Below are 16,779 nucleotides of genomic sequence, written 5' to 3' on the forward strand. Positions count from 1 at the left end.
TGCAGCGATTGCCGCAGGGTCATGCAACCGGTGCATGGCGCCGGGTCAGCCCCGCAACGGGCGCGTGTCGACCTTCTGAATGCTCGTCCGGCCGCCGGACAGCCGCAGCACGCCGTGCACCGGGGCCACATCGTCATAGTCGCGTCCATAGCCGACGATCACATGGCCGTCGCCCGCCGCGCAGGCGTTTGTCGGATCGTACTCGATCCAGCCTGTCTCGGCGCCGCACCAGGCGCGCACCCAGGCATGCATGGCGTCAGCACCTTCCAGCCTGGATTGCCCTGGCGGCGGCACGGTCCGCAGGAATCCCGAGACATAGCCGGCCGGAACACCCAGGCTGCGCAGTCCCGCGATCATCACATGGGCAAAATCCTGGCAGACGCCACGCCGTTGCGCGAAGGCCTCTTCCGGAGCGGTGTCCACCGTCGTTGCCGCCGGATCGAAGGCCATCGCCTCATGTATGGCACGACCGAATTCCGCGACGGCGTCGCGTGCCGTGGCATCCGGGCTGACGGTTTCGGCGGCGAATGCGGAAATGGGTTCGCTGCTCGGCACGCGCGGTGACGGGCCAAGGAAATGGTGCGGTGCGTCGCCCGACAGGCTGCGGTCGGCCGCGATGTCGACCGCCAGTTCGTGCAGTGGCGGTGACAGGTTCAACCCGGCGCGATCATCGAAACGTTCGACCCGGGCACGCAGGACAAATTCCGTGAAAGCGGCAGGGGTGCGGTGGACCATTTCGGTCACCCGGGTCCCGAAGAAATCCACCCTGTCGGCGCGCTCGGCGGCGGCGGGCCGCGCCGATATCTGCCCGGCCACCAGCCGCTGCCGTCCCGGCAGGTCGGCTGGCATCAGCCGCAACAGGTTCCGCCCTGCCGCCGCCGGGGGATGATAGTCGTAGCGGATGCGCGCCGTGAGATCATAGATCATCAGGAAAAGTACCTTTGCCCGACCAGATCGGACAATCGGGCCAGACCCTTGCGCAGCGTTGCAAGTTCTGCGGTGCCGATCCCGCCGGGCGACTGCACCGCCAGCCCGGTGTGCAGCAGCAGGATTTCACGCGGAAGCGGCTCCATGGGGCCGTCGCCGCCAAGCCCGGGCAGACGTCCGATCTGATCGCGCAGTTCCGCAAGTTGCCAGAGGATCGAGCGGGGATTGTCGTCGTCGAGCGCCAGAAGGTCCACCACCGTGTCGCGCCCCACCCCGACCGGAAAGCGCCGGCGGTGCGTCATGACGCTGTCGCCCAGTTCCACCAGCAGGTCGAGCGCGCCCTCGGGCGCTTCCGGGTCGGCGAAGCGGGCCATGGCCGATGCCATGGCATCGGCGCGTTCCAGGGCGCGCCCCATGGTCAGGAACCGCCAGCCCATCGAACGATACATGTTTTCATGCACGAGACCGGCCAGCCCCGCGACCCGGCGCAGCACAACTGAAAGCGACCGCGCCGCGTCGTCACCCCGCGCCGTCCCCTGCATGCTGTCGGCAAGCGCCGACAGGTCGTTCAGCGCCTGCCAGCCGTCGGCCGAAAAGCGATCGCGCAGACGTCCGGCGCAGGCGCGGGCGTGGTCGATGCGGTCGGCCACCGCCTCGGCGAATCCCGCTTCGGGTTCGATACCCTGCGATGCCAGATGTTCCGTCAGTGCGGTCAGCAGCGGCGTGACCGCAGCCCCCTCGGTGCCACTTTCGGCGCTGCGCAGGTGCCAGGCGCGGGTCAGGCGCGTCGCCACCTCGGCCCGCTCCACATACCGGCCCAGCCAGTACAGGTTGTCGGCCGCCCGCGCCGGCAACGCCGCCCGGAACGGCCGCGTGCCCGGTGCGCCGACCATGCTGTCCCGGGGGACGGCGGCCGATCCGACAACCCAGACGTCGGCGACCGTGCCGCCAGCCTGTATCGCGATCGCGCTTGCGTCGTCGCTTCGGCCGATCCGGGCATAGCCGCCTTTCATCACGATCCAGCCGTCGCCGATGCGGGCAAGAAACACGCGCAGGCTCATCGGTCGCGGGCGCAGGCCATCCTCGGTCCAGACAGGTGTGGTGGAGAGGCGAACACGTTCCTGTCCGACCAGTGCCTCGCCATCGCGCGCAAGCCATTCGGCCAGCGGCAGGTCGGCATCGCCGGGCACCGCGGGATGGTCCGTCTCGAACGGCAGACGGTTGGACAGGGCGGGGGCGATGGTCATCCGCGAGATGTTGGTGGCCACATGCCTCCGCTCGGCTGCCTGTCCGCACCACCAGGTCGCGACATTCGGCATGTCCAGGGGTTCGCCACGCAGGGCCCTTGCGATGCGCGGAAGGAAAGCCAGGAAGGCGCGCGTTTCCAGCAGGCCAGAGCCGAGCGCGTTCACCATGGCCAGATTGCCGCGCCGGATCGCGCCGACAAGGCCCGGCGTGCCGATGCGAGATTTCGGATCAAGTTCCAGCGGATCGGCAAAGCCCGCATCCATCCGGCGCCAGAGCACGTCGACGGGGCGCGGCCCCTCGATCGTGCGCACCATGACCTGCCCGTCCTGCACCGTCAGGTCCTCGCCTTCCAGCAGGGCAAATCCAAGGTAGCGCGCGATGTAGGCATGTTCGAAATAGGTGTCGTTCAACGGGCCGGGGCTGAGGATTCCGGGGCGCGCGCCGTCGTGACGGCGCAGCCCTTCGAGCGCATCGCGAAAGGCCCGGAAGAACCCTGCCAGACGGTGCACGTTCGATCTCTGGAACACCTCGGGAAAGATGCGGCTGGTTGCCACGCGGTTCTCCAGGGCGAAGCCTGCACCCGATGGCGCCTGGACGCGGTCACCCAGAACGAACCAGGTTCCATCCGGGTTGCGGGCGATGTCGAAGGCGATGAAATGCAGAAAATGGCCGCCCTTCGGCACGATGCCGGTCATCGGACGCAGCCATTCGCCATTGCGCGCCACGACGGTTGCGGGCAGGTGCCCTTCGGCAACCAGCCGTGCCTGGCCATAGAGATCGGCCATGACGGATTCGAGCAGATCGGCCCGCTGCACCAGGCCGGTCTCGATTCCCGCCCATTCGCGCTCCGAGATGATGACCGGCACCGGCGAAAGCGGCCATTCCCGCTCGGTCGAGCCTTCGGGTCCATAGTGCCGGAAGAACACGCCTGCATCGCGAAGGTACTGGGTGCCGCGTGCGAAACTCGCGTTTCGCTGCGCGTCGGGGAGCGAGGCAAGCGCGGTCAGGAACGGTTGCCAGACTGGGCGCAGGGTGCCATCCGGCGCGAAGACCTCATCTGCGACGCCGGGCAGGGGCGCATAGCCGTCCATCAGCCGGGCCAGCGCGGCGGTGCTGTCCGCCGTTCCTGCCGATTTGCGGCTTTCGGTCACGACCAGAGCGCCGCCGGCCGCCGCAAGTCCAGCGTCATCGGAAACTCGGGATGCGGCGATTCGCGCAGCGGGACGTAGCTCTGCGGCGAATGCCCGTGGGCCGCAAAGCGCGCAAGCCTTCGCGCCTCGGCCTCGTTGCCATTGACCGGAAAGGTGTCGTAGTTCCGTCCGCCGGGGTGGGCGACGTGATAGACGCAGCCCGCGATCGCGCGGCCCGACCAGGTATCGTAGATGTCGAAGGTCAGGGGTGCATGCGGGGCGATGGTCGGATGCAGGGCACTGGCCGGCTGCCACGCCTTGTAGCGCACCGCGGCAACAGACACCCCGTTCCCGGCATCGCGCAGCGGCAGGGTGCGGCGGTTGCAGGTGACGGTGTAGCGGCCGGTATCGGCGGCCGTCAGCTTGACCTGAAGCCGTTCGGTCGAACTGTCGGTATAGCGCACGGTGCCGCCGATGGCCCCGGTCTCGCCCAGCACATGCCAGGGTTCCAGTGCCTGCCGCAGATCCAGATGCACGCCCTCGGCCTGAACCTCGCCGCAGAAGGGAAAGCGGAACTCGGCCAGCGCCTGGAACCATTCGGGCGACAGGTCGAACCCATGGGCGCGCAGATCCGTGAGGACATCAAGGAAATCGGCCCAGACATGGTGCTGCAGCATGAACCGGTCGTGCAGCGCGGTGCCCCAGCGGGTCAGCGGGCCGTCGATCGGCGCCGCCCAGAACCGCGCGACGAGCGCCCGGATCAGCAGTTGCTGGGCCAGCGACATCCGCGCATTGGGCGGCATCTCGAACCCGCGGAACTCGACCAGACCAAGCCGTCCTGTCGGCCCGTCGGGGGAATACAGCTTGTCGATGCAGATCTCGGCGCGGTGGGTGTTGCCGGTGACATCGGTCAGGATGTTGCGCAGCAAGCGGTCTACAGTCCATGGGAAAAGGTGCTGGCCCTGCCCGGGCGGGGCGATATGGGCCAAGGCAATCTCGGCCTCATACAGCGCGTCGTGCCGGGCCTCGTCGATCCGCGGGGCCTGGGACGTGGGGCCGATGAACAGGCCTGCGAACAGGTAGGACAGGCTGGGATGGCGGTTCCAGTGCAGGATCAGCGATTTCAGCAGGTCGGGCCGGCGCAGGAAGGGTGAGTCATTCGGTGTGGCTCCGCCCACCACCACATGGTTGCCCCCGCCCGTGCCGGTGTGGCGACCGTCGATCATGAACTTGTCGGCCCCCAACCGGCACAACCGCGCCTCTTCATAGATCGCCTCGGTGGTGGCGACGCAGTCATCCCACGTATGCGCGGGGTGGATGTTCACCTCGATCACGCCGGGGTCGGGGGCCACGCGGATCACGCTGAGGCGCGGGTCATGGGGGGGGGCGTAGCCCTCGATATGCACCTTCAGGCCGAGACGGGTGGCCGCGGCCTCGGCGGCGTGAAGCAGGTCAAGGTAATCCTCCAGCGTGACCACCGGGGGCATGAACACGCACAGCCGCCCGTCGCGCGGTTCCACCGAAAGGGCGGTGCGGATGTAGCCGTCAACTTCCATCACCGGGCTGCCCTGTTGCACCTGCGCGCCCTGTTCGCCACTGGCCACGAAACTGGCCATCGGCTGGGTGCGGCGTTGCGCGTCGATGGGCGGCGGTGCAGGCAGGGGCGCGCGGTCCACCGTCGGGTCGGTCGGGTTGATGTAGGGATAGCTGGAGGCGGGCACCCAGGGCAGGCTTTCCAGCGGCAGGCGATACCCCACGGGGCTGTCGCCCGGAACAAGAAACATGTGCCCCCGCCGCAGCCGCCATTTCTCGGTCCGCCAGCGGCGTCCCGTGCTGCGGCCCTGCCACGACTGGATCGGCAGGATGAACCCCGCTGGTTCGCTCAGGCCCCGGTTGAACACGGTGGCAAGGCGATGGCGTTCCTCGGGGTCCTTGAGCCTGGAATTCGCAGGTGTGACGTTTGCGGGCAGGTTCGCCTCGCGCACCAGCCATGTGGCCGGGTCCTCGAATGCGGGCAGGATGCAGTCTTCCTCGACCTGCAGTTCGGCCGCGATCTCGCGCAGCAATTCCTGCGCGTCCAGGGCGGCTGCACCGGTATCGGCTCCTTCCTGCGCGATTAGGTCGGGGTTCTGCCAGACGGGTTGCCCATCCGCCCGCCAGTACAGGCTGAACGTCCAGCGTGGCAGGGTTTCGCCCGGATACCACTTGCCCTGCCCGTAGTGCAGAAAGCCCCCCGGCGCGAACCGGTTGCGCAGGCGGCGGATCAGGCGGTCGGCAAGATGACGCTTGGTCGGCCCCACGGCGGCCGTGTTCCATTCGGCGGACTCGAAATCGTCGATGGAGACAAAGGTCGGTTCGCCCCCCATCGTCAGTCGCACGTCGCCCGCCGCAAGGGCCGCATCCACCTTGTGCCCCAGTGCATTGAGCGCATCCCATGCGTCGTCGCTGAAGGGTTTGGTAATGCGCGGGTGTTCAGCCACCCGCGTCACCCGCATGTCAAAGCCGAAATCGACCTCGGCAAAGCTGGCCATCCCGCTGATCGGGGCCGCATTCCGGTAATGCGGCGTGGCGGCCAGGGGAATGTGCGACTCGCCCGTCAACAGGCCGCTGGTCGGGTCCATGCCCACCCAGCCTGCGCCGGGCAGATATACCTCGACCCAGGCATGCAGGTCGCAGAAATCGACCTCGGTCCCGCTGGGGCCGTCTAGCGCCTTCAGGTCTGGTTTCAGCTGAATCAGATAGCCGGACACGAAGCGCGCCGCGAACCCCAGGTGCCGCAGCACCTGCACGAGCAGCCACGAGGAATCACGACACGACCCTTTGCCATGGCCCAGGCATTCCTCGGGCGTGTAGACCCCCGGTTCCATACGGATGATGTAGCCGATGGACTGCGAGATGTGGCGGTTCAGACCCACCAGGAAATCGACCGTGCCGGTTTCACCTCGGGGTATCGCGGCGATGAAATCGCGCAGCATCGGGCCTGCGGCATCGGGCTTGCGATAGATCGACAGGTCGTCCGCCAGATCGGCGGGGTATTCGAACGGCCAGTCCTTCGCGGCATCTTCCACGAAGAAGTCGAAGGGGTTGTACACCGACATGTCGGCAACAAGATCGACCTCGATCTTCAGTTCGCGCACCGGTTCCGGAAACACGAACCGCGCCAGCCAGTTTCCGTAGGGGTCCTGCTGGTGATTCACGAAATGCGGCTGCGGGCCAACCTTGAGGCTGTGGCTGATCACCCGGGTCTTGCCCTGCGGCGCCGGACGCAGCCGGATGACCTGCGGCCCCAGGACCACAGGCCGGTCATAGCGGTAATGCGTCAGGTGGTAGAGCGCGGCCTTGATCGACATGTGCGGGGTCAGTCCTTCGGCGGATCGGTTCGCGCAGAAGCTTGCACACATCGCCCGCCCTCGCCAGTGCCGAGGCTGACGTTCAGGCCCGGCCTGCCTGATCCAGAGGCATCATGCGGGCGCAGCGCCGGAAAACCCGGCAGGCGGATCAGGACGAAGAGACCCCCTGTGACGCGGCCTGCGCCTCGACGCGCGCAAGGGCCGGTTCGATGCGTGCCGCTGCCTCTTCTGCGCTGTCCACGTCGCCGGAACGCAGGGCGCGCGCCGCGAGCGTCAGTGCCGCCAGGATGCGCCGTGCCGGTTCGCCCTCGATCGCCGCAGCGCGGTGGCGGAGCGCCGACAGCCGGCGTGCAAGCCGCAAGGCGCCCGCCGGATCCTCGCGGGGCGTCCTGCCCGCCGGGCGGCGGGGTGCGGCGGGTTCAGGGGCCGCGCCTTCCTCCATCGCCTCGTCGTCGTCCTGCTCCTCCGCGTCGTCGTACTCCTCGTCATCGTCATCGTCGTCGGCGTCCTCGTCATCCGACCGAACGCGCGCGCGGGCAGCGGTGGCAGGATTGGGCATCGCGACCTGCGGGCGGTCCGACGAGTTCATCAGCGCGCGCACCTCGTCCTCCAGCCGGGTGACGAGCGACTCGGCCTTGTCGCGATGGCCATCCTCATGCGCCTGAAGCGCAGCCGACAGCAGATCGCGCAGCCGGTCTCCACGGGTGCCGCCTGCGGCCAGAATCGGCGGGCGGATCACGGCCACCCGCGCCCCGAACCTGTCACCGCGCGCGCGCGCCTTCGGCTTGCGCGACCGTCGAGCAGGCGCGTCGTCATCGTCATCGTCGTCCGGACCCCAGATGTCCTCACCGTCATCATCGTCGTCGATGTCGGCCTCGATCTCGCGGCCCAGCTGGTCGAGCACGCGGATGTTCAGTGGCAACCGCTCGCTGCGCATGTGTTTCTTCAGCTTCTTGGCGATTGCCGGCAGTTCCTTGGTGCAGGTAAGCACCATGGTCTTGCCTGTGATCACGAAGGTTCCGAAGGCCACCTTGGTCTGGCCGCTGTCGCGGCGGGTGGCGCGGGCGATCATCTCGGGCTTGCGCTTGCGGTGTGTCGCGAACAGGCTGATGTCATCGGCCAGCGACGGGCAGAAGGCAAAGGGCATCGGCCGCCGCCGGCCGAGCCGGACCACCTTTTTCAGTTCGTCGCCGTGGACGACATACTCAGACGTGTCCTGTTCACCGTCCCGCATCCACCGCCTCCCGGGTCAGCGTCATGCCACGCTGGCCTCGCCGCCTCCGCTGCCGGCGGCCATGATCTTGACCTCGAGCGGCACCTTCATCTTGCGCAGCATCTTGGCCAGCTTCTTGTCCATGCCAGGCACCACCCTGTCACAGGTCAGGACCAGCGTCTTCCCGTCCACCGTCATCGTTCCGCAGGCATACTTTGTCTGCTCTGCCTCTTTTCGCGCCATCTTGCCCAGTATGTCGGGCTTCTTGCGGCGGTGGACCGTGAACAGCGGCTCATCCTGGCCTGACGCCGGGCAGAAGGCAAACGTCAGGGATTTGTTGCGCGCGATCTTGACGAACTTCTTCAGGCCTGTGCGATCCAGCGCAAGTTCGCCGCCTTCGTCTTCACCCTCGCCATCTTCGGCCATGCGGGCCCCCTTCATCGGGAAAATGCTTCAATCAACGCGGTCAGGATGACGCCAAGACGGGCCACCGGTCAAGCTTCGTCGCGCAGCATCACTCACGAAGCTTGACGCAACGGCCGCCCCGCGCGACAAAAAGGGCTGGATTGGTACGACCGTTCTGCTAACGTCCCGAAAGGCGACGTGCTTCCTTGCGATGTCGTTGAGATTGTTGCGAGACTTTGATGGACTTTTCCTCCTATCGGACCAGTCACGGCGACGACGAGCCGAGTGGCGAGAACCTCGAGTATGATCCGGCGTTCATTTCGCTGGAACTGGCGGCGCAGTCTTCCGACGAACAGCAGTTCGGCGACTCGATCACGCCTGCGTCAGGCCCCGACCACAAGGAGGTCATGGCCCATGCCAAGGAGGTGCTGAGCCGCAGCCATGACCTGCGGGCTGCGATCTTCCTTGCGCCAACCCTTCTGGCGCTCGAGGGGCTGAAGGGGTTCGCCGATTGCACCGCATTCATCCGCTGGATGCTGGATGAATATTGGGACACATGCCATCCGCAGCTTGATGCGGATGATGACGACGATCCGACGATGCGCGTGAACGCCGTCGTGGCGCTTGCGGACCCTGACAATGTGCTGCGGGCCATCCGCCAGGCGCAGCTGACCGAAAGCCGGGCCTTCGGCCGCTTCTCGTTGCGGGACATCATGATTGCCGAGGGCGACATGGCCCCGCCATCGGGGATGGACAATCCGCCCGAAGCCTCGGCAATCAACGGCGCGTTCCAGGATACCAGCGAGGAGTGGCTGGCCGGATTGATGGCGGCGGTTGACTCCGCCCTTGGCGATGTGCGCGCGATTTCGGCGGTGTTCGATGACAAGGTGCCCGGACGTGGGCCGGAGCTTGATCCGCTGATCCGCATTCTGCGGCAGATAAAGGAAAAATTCTCGTCCTATGGGGTTGCGGGCGAGGCAGAGCAGGCGGACGAGGATGCAGCCGAAGATGGCGGCGCGGGTGATGGTGAGGGGTTTGCCGGTGGCGGCGCATCGGCCCCCGCCGGTGGGCGCGCGCCCGGGCCCGTGTCGGCGCCGGGCGCGATCAACGGGCCGCAGGACGTTCGCAATACGATCGACCGGCTGATCGCCTACTACCAGCGTGCCGAGCCGTCGAGCCCGGTGCCGCTGATCCTTGCGCGGGCAAAGCGGCTGGTCGGGACTGATTTCGTGTCCATCATCAAAGACATGGCGCCGGATGGCAAGGACATGGTCTATATGATCGCGGGGCTGAAGGACGAAGATGAGGACGATTGACCGAGGGGCTGCAATGGCGGCATGGTCTGAACAGAACCCCGATCCAGTTTCAGGGAGCATATGATGGCTGGCAGTTCGCAGAAATTCATCGCCCGCAACCGGGCGCCAAGGGTGCAGATCGAGTACGATGTCGAGCTGTATGGCGCCGAGAAGAAGGTGCAGCTGCCGTTCGTCATGGGTGTCATGTCGGACTTGTCGGGCAAGTCCGAGGTGCCGCAGCCGGGTGTCGCGGACCGCAAGTTCCTTGAGATCGACGTCGACAACTTCGACGACCGGATGAAGTCGATGAAGCCCCGCGCCGCGTTTACCGTGCCGAACACGCTGACGGGCGAAGGCAACATGATGGTGGACATCACCTTCGAGAGCATGGACGATTTCAGCCCGGGCGCCATCGCCCGCAAGGTCGAGCCGCTGAAGAAGCTGTTCGAAGCCCGTACGCAGTTGTCGAACCTGATGACCTACATGGATGGGAAGTCGGGCGCCGAGAACCTGCTGAACCAGATCATCCAGGACCCGGCTCTGCTGTCGGCGCTTGCCGCCGCGCCCGCGCCCAAAGCCGAAGAAGACAAGGGGTAACTCATGGCCGAAGCCGCAACGCAAGGCGCCGCCGCCGCAACCGAAACCGCCTTCGGTTCGTCCGAGTTCGCATCGCTCCTGCAGAAGGAGTTCCGGCCGAAGTCGGATCAGGCGAAGTCGGCCATCGAACAGGCGGTGAAGACCCTGGCCCAGCAGGCGCTTGAAAACACGGCGCTGATTTCCAATGACGCGCTGCGGTCGATCGAGTCGATCATCGCCGAGATCGACAAGAAGCTGACCGAGCAGGTCAACCTGATCATGCACCACCCGGATTTCCAGCAGCTGGAAAGCGCCTGGCGTGGCCTGCATTACCTGGTGAACAACACCGAAACCGACGAGATGCTGAAGATCCGCGTCCTGAACATCTCGAAGAAAGAGATGTCCAAGACGCTTCGCAAGTTCAAGGGAACGGCATGGGATCAGTCGCCGCTGTTCAAGAAGGTCTATGAGGAGGAGTTCGGCCAGTTCGGTGGCGAACCCTATGGCACGCTGATCGCCGACTACTACTTCGACCATTCGCCGCCCGACGTGGAATTGCTGGGCGAGCTGGCCAAGATCGCGGCCGCCGCCCATGCGCCGCTGATCACTGGCGCGGAGCCGACGCTGTTCCAGATGGACAGCTGGTCCGAGCTTGCCAACCCGCGTGACCTGACCAAGATCTTCCAGACGCCCGAGTATGCCGCCTGGCGCAGCCTGCGGGAAAGCGACGACTCGAAGTACATCGGCCTTGCGATGCCCCGGTTCCTGGGTCGTCTGCCCTATGGCGCCAAGACGATGCCCGTCGAGGAGTTCGATTTCGAAGAGGACACCGAGGGTGCGGTGTCCGACAAGTACAACTGGGTGAACGCGGCCTATGGCATGGCGGTGAACATCAACCGCAGCTTCAAGCTGTATGGCTGGTGCTCGCGCATCCGGGGTGTGGAATCGGGCGGCGCGGTCGAAGGTCTTCCGTCGCACACGTTCCCCACCGACGACGGCGGCGTGGATCAGAAATGCCCCACGGAAATCGCGATCTCGGACCGCCGCGAGGCCGAACTGGCCAAGAACGGCATGATGCCGCTGATCCACCGCAAGAACACCGACCTCGCGGCCTTCATCGGCGCGCAGTCGCTGCACAAGCCGGCCGAATACACCGATCCGGATGCGACCGCGAACGCGAACCTCGCTGCGCGCCTGCCCTATCTTTTCGCCACCTGCCGCTTCGCGCACTACCTGAAGTGCATCGTGCGCGACAAGATCGGGACCTATGCCTCGCGCGAGCACATGCAGTCCTGGCTGCAGACCTGGATCAACCAGTATGTGGACTTCGCCGCCGGATCCTCGCCCGACGAGGAAAAGGCGCGCCGTCCGCTCGCCGCCGCAGAGGTCGTGGTGGAAGAGGTCGAGGGGAACCCGGGCTACTACACGTCGAAGTTCTTCCTGCGGCCGCACTATCAGCTTGAGGGTCTGTCCATCTCGCTGCGGCTCGTATCGAAATTGCCCACCGAGAAAGGGTGATCCGGGGGCGCCCGGGGTCTCGGGCGCGATTGAAAACGTGGTCGCCAGCCGGTTTCCGGCGGCGGTCGCAGCAAGGAATGGCCCCGGAAGGGGTCTATTGAAAGCCGAGGCCCGATAGCGGGCGCAGGCACCGGGGAACGGAAGGGCCGCGCCCCGGTCAAACCAGCAAAGGAGACTGCACATGTCGTTTGACGCATTTGTCTACTCGCCCACCCACAGCAAGGAACCCGTGGACAAGGGCGGCATCCCCGGCGAGACGCAGGACAGCACCTACAAGGACAAGGGTGCGTTCGAGATCATCTCGTTCGAACTTGGCGCCGAGAACACGATCAACATCGGGTCGATCACCTCGGGCGGCGGTGCCGGCAAGGCGACGTTCAAGGAATTCACGATCACGAAGAAGACCGACAGCGCCTCCTGCGGCCTGTTCCACGCGCTCGTGACCGGCAAGCACTTTGACGACCTGATCATCGAACTTCGCCGGTCGGGTGAATCGACGACCGTCTCGGGTGGCGTGTTCATGAAGTTCGAGTTCCGTCTGGTGATGGTCCAGGACATCAGCTGGTCGGGCTCGGACGGTGACGATATCTGCGAAGAAACCGTGATCTTCCAGTATGGTGCGATCGAGGTGACCTACAAGCCGCAGACCGCCAAGGGCAAGATGAACAACGACAAGGTTACCCGCTGGAGCCGCGTCAAGAACCAGGCGACTCTGTCGGTGGCCTGATGCCGGACGGTGCGGCGCCCCGCCGGGGCGCCGCACCCTGTCCTCTGCCGCCCCCGCGCGGCGACCCCTGCCAACGGGAACGGTCAGTCATGCGCGCCGAAGAGTTTCTTAAGTCGGGCGACATCGACGCCGCCCTCTCCGCACTTCAGGCGGATGTCCGTTCACGCCCGGCTGACCCGAAGCTGCGCATCTTCCTGTTTCAGTTGCTCTGCGTGATGGGCGACTGGAAGCGCGCGATCACGCAGTTGAAGGTTTCGGCCGAGCTTGACCAGATGGCCACGCCGATGGCCCAGACCTACCGCGAGGCGATCATCTGCGAGGTCTATCGCGAGAAGGTGTTTGCCGGCGAGAAGGATCCGCTGGTATTCGGCGAACCGCAGGAATGGGTGGCGTTGCTGGTCGAGGCGATGAAGGCCCTTGCGGCCGGTCGTGCCGATGAAGCCGCCACATTGCGTGACCGTGCCTTCGACGCGGCGCCTGCGGTGACCGGAACACTGAACGGCGAAAGGTTCGAATGGGTGGCAGACGCCGACATGCGGCTGGGCCCGGTGCTGGAGGCGGTCGTGAACGGCCGCTATTTCTGGATGCCGTTCAACGCTGTCGCAAAGATCACGGCTGACGAACCTCGCGACCTGCGCGATTGCGTCTGGACGCCGGTGAACATCATCCTGAAGAACGGCGGCGACATCGTGGCGCTGTTGCCGACGCGATACGCCGGAACTGCCGAACGCGGCACGGCGGCGCACAAGCTTGCCCGTGCGACCGACTGGGCCGAGGCAGGCGGTGGCGCGTTCACGGGCATCGGCCAACGGCTTCTTGCCACGGACGCCGGCGACACCGCACTGATGGACCTGCGCAACCTGGTGGTCGATCAGCAGGCCGACGGGGCGACATGAGATGTCGGAGAACACGCTCAAGGAACGGCTTCAGCCGTCGCTTCTGGACCGACTGGCGGACAATTCCCCGGGTGACCTTCAGGAAACCCGCGACAGCCGGGTCATCGATCTGCCGCGCCTGCGCGAGATCATCCAGCGTGATCTGGCCTGGCTGCTGAACACCTTCGACAATTCTTCGATGTTCGACCCTGCCGAGTATCCGAACGTCGCCAATTCGGTTCTGACCTATGGCGTGCGCGAGGTGGCGGGCGAGTTCACCACCTATGAGCGCACGCGGATGATTCAGGATTCGATGCTGCGCGCGATCGAGCGGTTCGAACCCAGGATCATCTCGGGCACGCTGAAGGTCGTGATCCGCGAGACCGAGGGAAACAACCGGACGCTGATCAATTTCGACATCGCCGGAGAGATGTGGGCGCGGCCGCTGCCGCGCGAACTTTATCTGCGCAGCCAGGTGGACGTGACCACGGGCGAAATCACGCTCGAGACGCCAAGCTCCACCGCCGCCCTGCGCACGGCGCTGGGGGTCTGATGGATACCCGGCTACTGCGGCACTACGAAAATGAACTTGCCTACCTGCGCGACATGGGGGGAGAGTTCTCGCGTGCCTACCCCAAGATCGCCGCGCGGCTTGGCATGTCCGCGACCGAGGTCATTGACCCTTACGTCGAACGGCTGCTGGAGGGCGTGGCGTTCCTGTCGGCGCGCGTTCAGCTTGAACTGGAACTGCAATACCCGTCGTTCACGCAGCATCTGCTGGAAATCGTCTATCCGCACTATCTTGCGCCGACGCCGTCGATGATGATCGCGGCCTTCACCCCCGACGCCTCGGCGCAGATGAAGGACGGCTACACGCTGCCGCGCGGCACGGCGCTGCGGTCGGTTCTGGGCGAGGATGACCAGACCGCCTGCCAGTTCCGCACCGCGCACGACGTCACGCTCTGGCCGATCACGATCTCCGAGGCGGAGTACATAGATGGGCGCGGCGGCCTTGTCGCCGTGGGGCTGGGACGGGATGTCGAGGCGCGTGCCGGCATCCGGCTGCGCCTGAAATGTCTGGCCGAGGCGCCGCTGGCGGCGCTGTCGCTGGACCGGCTGACGCTGTTCTTCACAGGGATCGGCGGTCGTCACTGGCAGATGCACGAGATGTTCTGCACCCAGGTCACCGGCCTTGCCGGACGATCCACCGACCGGCGTGCGGACTGGGTGCTGGACCTCAAGGGTGGTGTGACTTCACGCGGCTATGACCCCGAAGAGGCGCTGCTGCCGCGTCCGAAGCGGTCATACGACGGCTATCGCCTGCTGCAGGAATACTTCGGGATGCCGCAGCGGTTCCATTTTGTGGACATCAACGGCCTGTCGCCGGCAATCAAGCGTGCGGCCGGGCACGAGGTGGACATCTACATCCTGCTGCGCGACGGCAATCCCGACATCGCCGCGGCGATCACGCCGGAGGCATTCCACCTGTTCGCGACGCCGGCCGTCAACCTGTTTCCCAAGCGCTGTGACCGCCTGCTGGTTACGCGAAAGGACACCGATCACCACGTCGTCCCCGACCGCACGGCACCCCATGACTATGAGGTGCACAGCATCGAGGAGGTGCTGGGGATATCCGAGAAGGGCGAGGATGACCTGTACTTCCGCCCGTTCTATTCTTCCGACGATTTCACTGCGGCCGGGGATTCATGGGCTGCCTACTACACCCAGTTCCGCCGCATGCGGCAGTTGTCCGACCGTGAGCGCCGACGCGGCGAGGGACGGTCGAGCTATCTCGGATCGGAACTGTACATCACCCTGGTCGATCCGGCGCAGGCGCCGTTCCCGGGAGATCTTGCCCAGATCGCGGTGCAGGCCCTTTGCACCAACCGGGACTTGCCGATGTTCCTGCCCACGGGGGGCGCGAATGTCTTTCATCTGCCCGACGGCGGCCCGATCACGCAGATTGCCACCCCCGTCTCGCCCACCGCCCCGCGCCCGTCGCTCGGGCAGGGTGACAGCGCCTGGCGACTGATCTCGCACCTGTCGCTGAACTACCTGTCGATTGCCGACACCGAGCAAGGCGGCGGGGTGCAGGCGCTGCGCGAGCTTGTGGGCATCTACGCCCCGACGGGAAAGAAGGACATCGAGAAGCAGATCGAGGGGATGGTGAGCATCGACAGCCGACCCATCGTGCGTCGCATGGCCGACGGGCTGATGTCCACGGCGGTGCGCGGGTTGGAGATCCGGCTGACCTTCGATGACAGCTTCTTCGAGGGAACATCGGCCTATCTGCTGGGGTCGGTGCTGGAGCGGTTCTTCCGCCGCTACGTGACCATCAACAGCTTTACCGAGACCGTTCTACACACGCAGCAACGCGGGGAAATCGCGCGATGGAAACCGGACAGGGGACTGGGCCGGATCATCTGACGCATTACACGCGTCTGCTGGCGGACCCCCAATCGCATCACCTGTTCCTGGCGCTTCGAATCATCGAGGCTCAGTTCGTCGACATGCCGCGCCTGGGCGAAAGCAAGCGTCCCGCGGAGGATCCGATCCGGATCGAGCAGGAGGCAGAGCTTGCCTTTCCGCCCTCGACCATCGTGTCGATCACGCCACCTTCCGAGGGGCAGCCGGGGCGAATGGTCAACCGGTTCTTCGGCCTGTTCGGGCCGATGGGCCCCCTGCCGCTGCATCTGACGGAATACGCCCGCGACAGGTTGCGCAACCACCACGACACAACCTTCATCGCCTTTGCCAACATGCTGACGCATCGCATGGCCGGGCTGCTGTACCGCGCCTGGGCGTCGGCGCAACCAGCGCCTTCCTTTGACCGGGCCCTGCGCGGCCGGCGGGCCCGCGGGGTCGACGCGGATCCGTTCGAACGCAAGGTGGCCGCGCTCAGCGGGCATTACGAGCATGCGCTGCGTTACCGCGACGCGATGCCGGAACTGGCCAAACGACACTTTGCCGGGCATCTGGCCCCTGCCCCCCGGCATGCCGAGGGCCTGGTGTCGATCCTGTCCGTCTTTGTGCGCGCGCCCGTCACGCTCGTGCCGTTTATCGGCCAATGGCTGCAACTGGAGCCCGACGATCGCTGGCAACTCGGGGCGCGCGTGGGGTTGGGGCAGGGCACAAGCATCGGCAACCGGGTCTGGAGCCACGCCGCAAAGTTCCGGCTGCGGATCGGCCCCATGGGCCTGGTCGAGTTCAGGCGGCTCGTCGCGAAGGGATCGTCCTCGCTCGACCGGCTGGAAGCCATCGTGCGGAACTACGTGGGCGACACGCTGGACTGGGATGTGAATCTGGTTCTGGCGAAGGATCAGGTACCGCAGGCGCAACTCGGCGGCGATACCGCACTCGGGCAGACCAGCTGGATCGGTACCAGAACGAAAGACACGGACGCCGACGATCTGTATCTTGTGCCGAAAAGTCTGGCCCGGCGACGGGCGACCGAGGCGGTCTAGGAACGAACGACAAGGGCCGCAATGCGGCACGACATGGGAAGGTGAGGGGAC

The 16,779-nt window shown here is 65.9% G+C and carries 13 protein-coding genes; 8 read left to right on the forward strand and 5 right to left on the reverse strand.

Annotation, left to right across the window (positions count from 1 at the left end):
• Positions 1-45 precede the first annotated feature (45 nt).
• The 5 genes from KF887_04410 to KF887_04430 all read right to left on the reverse strand — a co-directional run bounded on the left by KF887_04410 (position 46) and on the right by KF887_04430 (position 8,294).
• Positions 46-927 carry a transglutaminase family protein gene (locus KF887_04410; GenBank protein ID QYK42373.1) on the reverse strand — a complete coding sequence of 294 codons (882 nt, stop codon included), beginning with the start codon at positions 925-927 and terminating at the stop codon, positions 46-48.
• Positions 927-3,266: a circularly permuted type 2 ATP-grasp protein gene (locus tag KF887_04415; GenBank protein ID QYK43433.1), complete on the reverse strand. Its 2,340-nt coding sequence runs from the start codon at positions 3,264-3,266 to the stop codon at positions 927-929. The genes KF887_04410 and KF887_04415 overlap by 1 nt, the downstream gene beginning before the upstream one ends.
• A 56-nt stretch (positions 3,267-3,322) precedes the next feature.
• Positions 3,323-6,655 carry a transglutaminase family protein gene (locus tag KF887_04420; GenBank protein ID QYK42374.1) on the reverse strand — a complete coding sequence of 1,111 codons (3,333 nt, stop codon included), beginning with the start codon at positions 6,653-6,655 and terminating at the stop codon, positions 3,323-3,325.
• Positions 6,656-6,803: 148 nt separating this feature from the next.
• Entirely contained in the window at positions 6,804-7,889 is a 1,086-nt protein-coding gene (locus tag KF887_04425; GenBank protein ID QYK42375.1) for a hypothetical protein, read from the reverse strand.
• A gap of 21 nt (positions 7,890-7,910) precedes the next feature.
• Complete coding sequence (locus tag KF887_04430) at positions 7,911-8,294, reverse strand: hypothetical protein (GenBank protein QYK42376.1); 384 nt, start codon at positions 8,292-8,294, stop codon at positions 7,911-7,913.
• Positions 8,295-8,512: 218 nt separating this feature from the next.
• Between KF887_04430 and tssA the strand changes: the two genes are divergently transcribed.
• From tssA to tssG, 8 genes are all read left to right on the forward strand, one after another.
• Positions 8,513-9,589 (forward strand): type VI secretion system protein TssA, encoded by a 1,077-nt coding sequence (gene tssA / locus KF887_04435; protein QYK42377.1) that lies wholly within the window; start codon positions 8,513-8,515, stop codon positions 9,587-9,589.
• Between the two features lie 63 nt (positions 9,590-9,652).
• Positions 9,653-10,165 carry a type VI secretion system contractile sheath small subunit gene (gene tssB / locus KF887_04440; protein ID QYK42378.1) on the forward strand — a complete coding sequence of 171 codons (513 nt, stop codon included), beginning with the start codon at positions 9,653-9,655 and terminating at the stop codon, positions 10,163-10,165.
• Positions 10,166-10,168: 3 nt separating this feature from the next.
• The gene (gene tssC, locus KF887_04445; protein QYK42379.1) at positions 10,169-11,662 is read left to right on the forward strand and encodes a type VI secretion system contractile sheath large subunit; all 1,494 of its coding nucleotides are present in this window, start codon (positions 10,169-10,171) and stop codon (positions 11,660-11,662) included.
• A 181-nt stretch (positions 11,663-11,843) separates the two neighbouring features.
• A complete protein-coding gene (locus KF887_04450; protein QYK42380.1) occupies positions 11,844-12,389 on the forward strand; it encodes a type VI secretion system tube protein Hcp in 546 nt (181 codons plus the stop codon).
• A gap of 89 nt (positions 12,390-12,478) precedes the next feature.
• Positions 12,479-13,285, forward strand: a complete 807-nt coding sequence (locus KF887_04455) for a virulence protein SciE type (GenBank protein QYK42381.1) — start codon at positions 12,479-12,481, stop codon at positions 13,283-13,285.
• Between the two features lies 1 nt (position 13,286).
• On the forward strand, positions 13,287-13,817 hold the full coding sequence (gene tssE, locus KF887_04460; protein QYK42382.1) for a type VI secretion system baseplate subunit TssE: 531 nt from the start codon (positions 13,287-13,289) through the stop codon (positions 13,815-13,817).
• Positions 13,817-15,691 (forward strand): type VI secretion system baseplate subunit TssF, encoded by a 1,875-nt coding sequence (gene tssF, locus KF887_04465; protein ID QYK42383.1) that lies wholly within the window; start codon positions 13,817-13,819, stop codon positions 15,689-15,691. Before tssE ends, tssF begins: the two co-directional genes overlap by 1 nt.
• Entirely contained in the window at positions 15,655-16,728 is a 1,074-nt protein-coding gene (gene tssG, locus KF887_04470) for a type VI secretion system baseplate subunit TssG (GenBank protein ID QYK42384.1), read from the forward strand. The genes tssF and tssG overlap by 37 nt, the downstream gene beginning before the upstream one ends.
• Positions 16,729-16,779 lie beyond the last annotated feature (51 nt).

This window comes from Paracoccaceae bacterium (genome assembly GCA_019454225.1).
Lineage (GTDB): Bacteria > Pseudomonadota > Alphaproteobacteria > Rhodobacterales > Rhodobacteraceae.

Bases quoted from the DNA above. Each gene is read 5' to 3' on its own strand.
- KF887_04410 (QYK42373.1), bottom strand. From the start codon at position 927: ATGATCTATGATCTCACGGCGCGCATCCGCTACGACTATCATCCCCCG.
- KF887_04415 (QYK43433.1), bottom strand. From the start codon at position 3,266: ATGGACGGCTATGCGCCCCTGCCCGGCGTCGCAGATGAGGTCTTCGCG.
- KF887_04420 (QYK42374.1), bottom strand. From the start codon at position 6,655: ATGTCGATCAAGGCCGCGCTCTACCACCTGACGCATTACCGCTATGAC.
- KF887_04425 (QYK42375.1), bottom strand. From the start codon at position 7,889: ATGCGGGACGGTGAACAGGACACGTCTGAGTATGTCGTCCACGGCGAC.
- KF887_04430 (QYK42376.1), bottom strand. From the start codon at position 8,294: ATGGCCGAAGATGGCGAGGGTGAAGACGAAGGCGGCGAACTTGCGCTG.
- tssA (QYK42377.1), top strand. From the start codon at position 8,513: ATGGACTTTTCCTCCTATCGGACCAGTCACGGCGACGACGAGCCGAGT.
- tssB (QYK42378.1), top strand. From the start codon at position 9,653: ATGGCTGGCAGTTCGCAGAAATTCATCGCCCGCAACCGGGCGCCAAGG.
- tssC (QYK42379.1), top strand. From the start codon at position 10,169: ATGGCCGAAGCCGCAACGCAAGGCGCCGCCGCCGCAACCGAAACCGCC.
- KF887_04450 (QYK42380.1), top strand. From the start codon at position 11,844: ATGTCGTTTGACGCATTTGTCTACTCGCCCACCCACAGCAAGGAACCC.
- KF887_04455 (QYK42381.1), top strand. From the start codon at position 12,479: ATGCGCGCCGAAGAGTTTCTTAAGTCGGGCGACATCGACGCCGCCCTC.
- tssE (QYK42382.1), top strand. From the start codon at position 13,287: ATGTCGGAGAACACGCTCAAGGAACGGCTTCAGCCGTCGCTTCTGGAC.
- tssF (QYK42383.1), top strand. From the start codon at position 13,817: ATGGATACCCGGCTACTGCGGCACTACGAAAATGAACTTGCCTACCTG.
- tssG (QYK42384.1), top strand. From the start codon at position 15,655: ATGGAAACCGGACAGGGGACTGGGCCGGATCATCTGACGCATTACACG.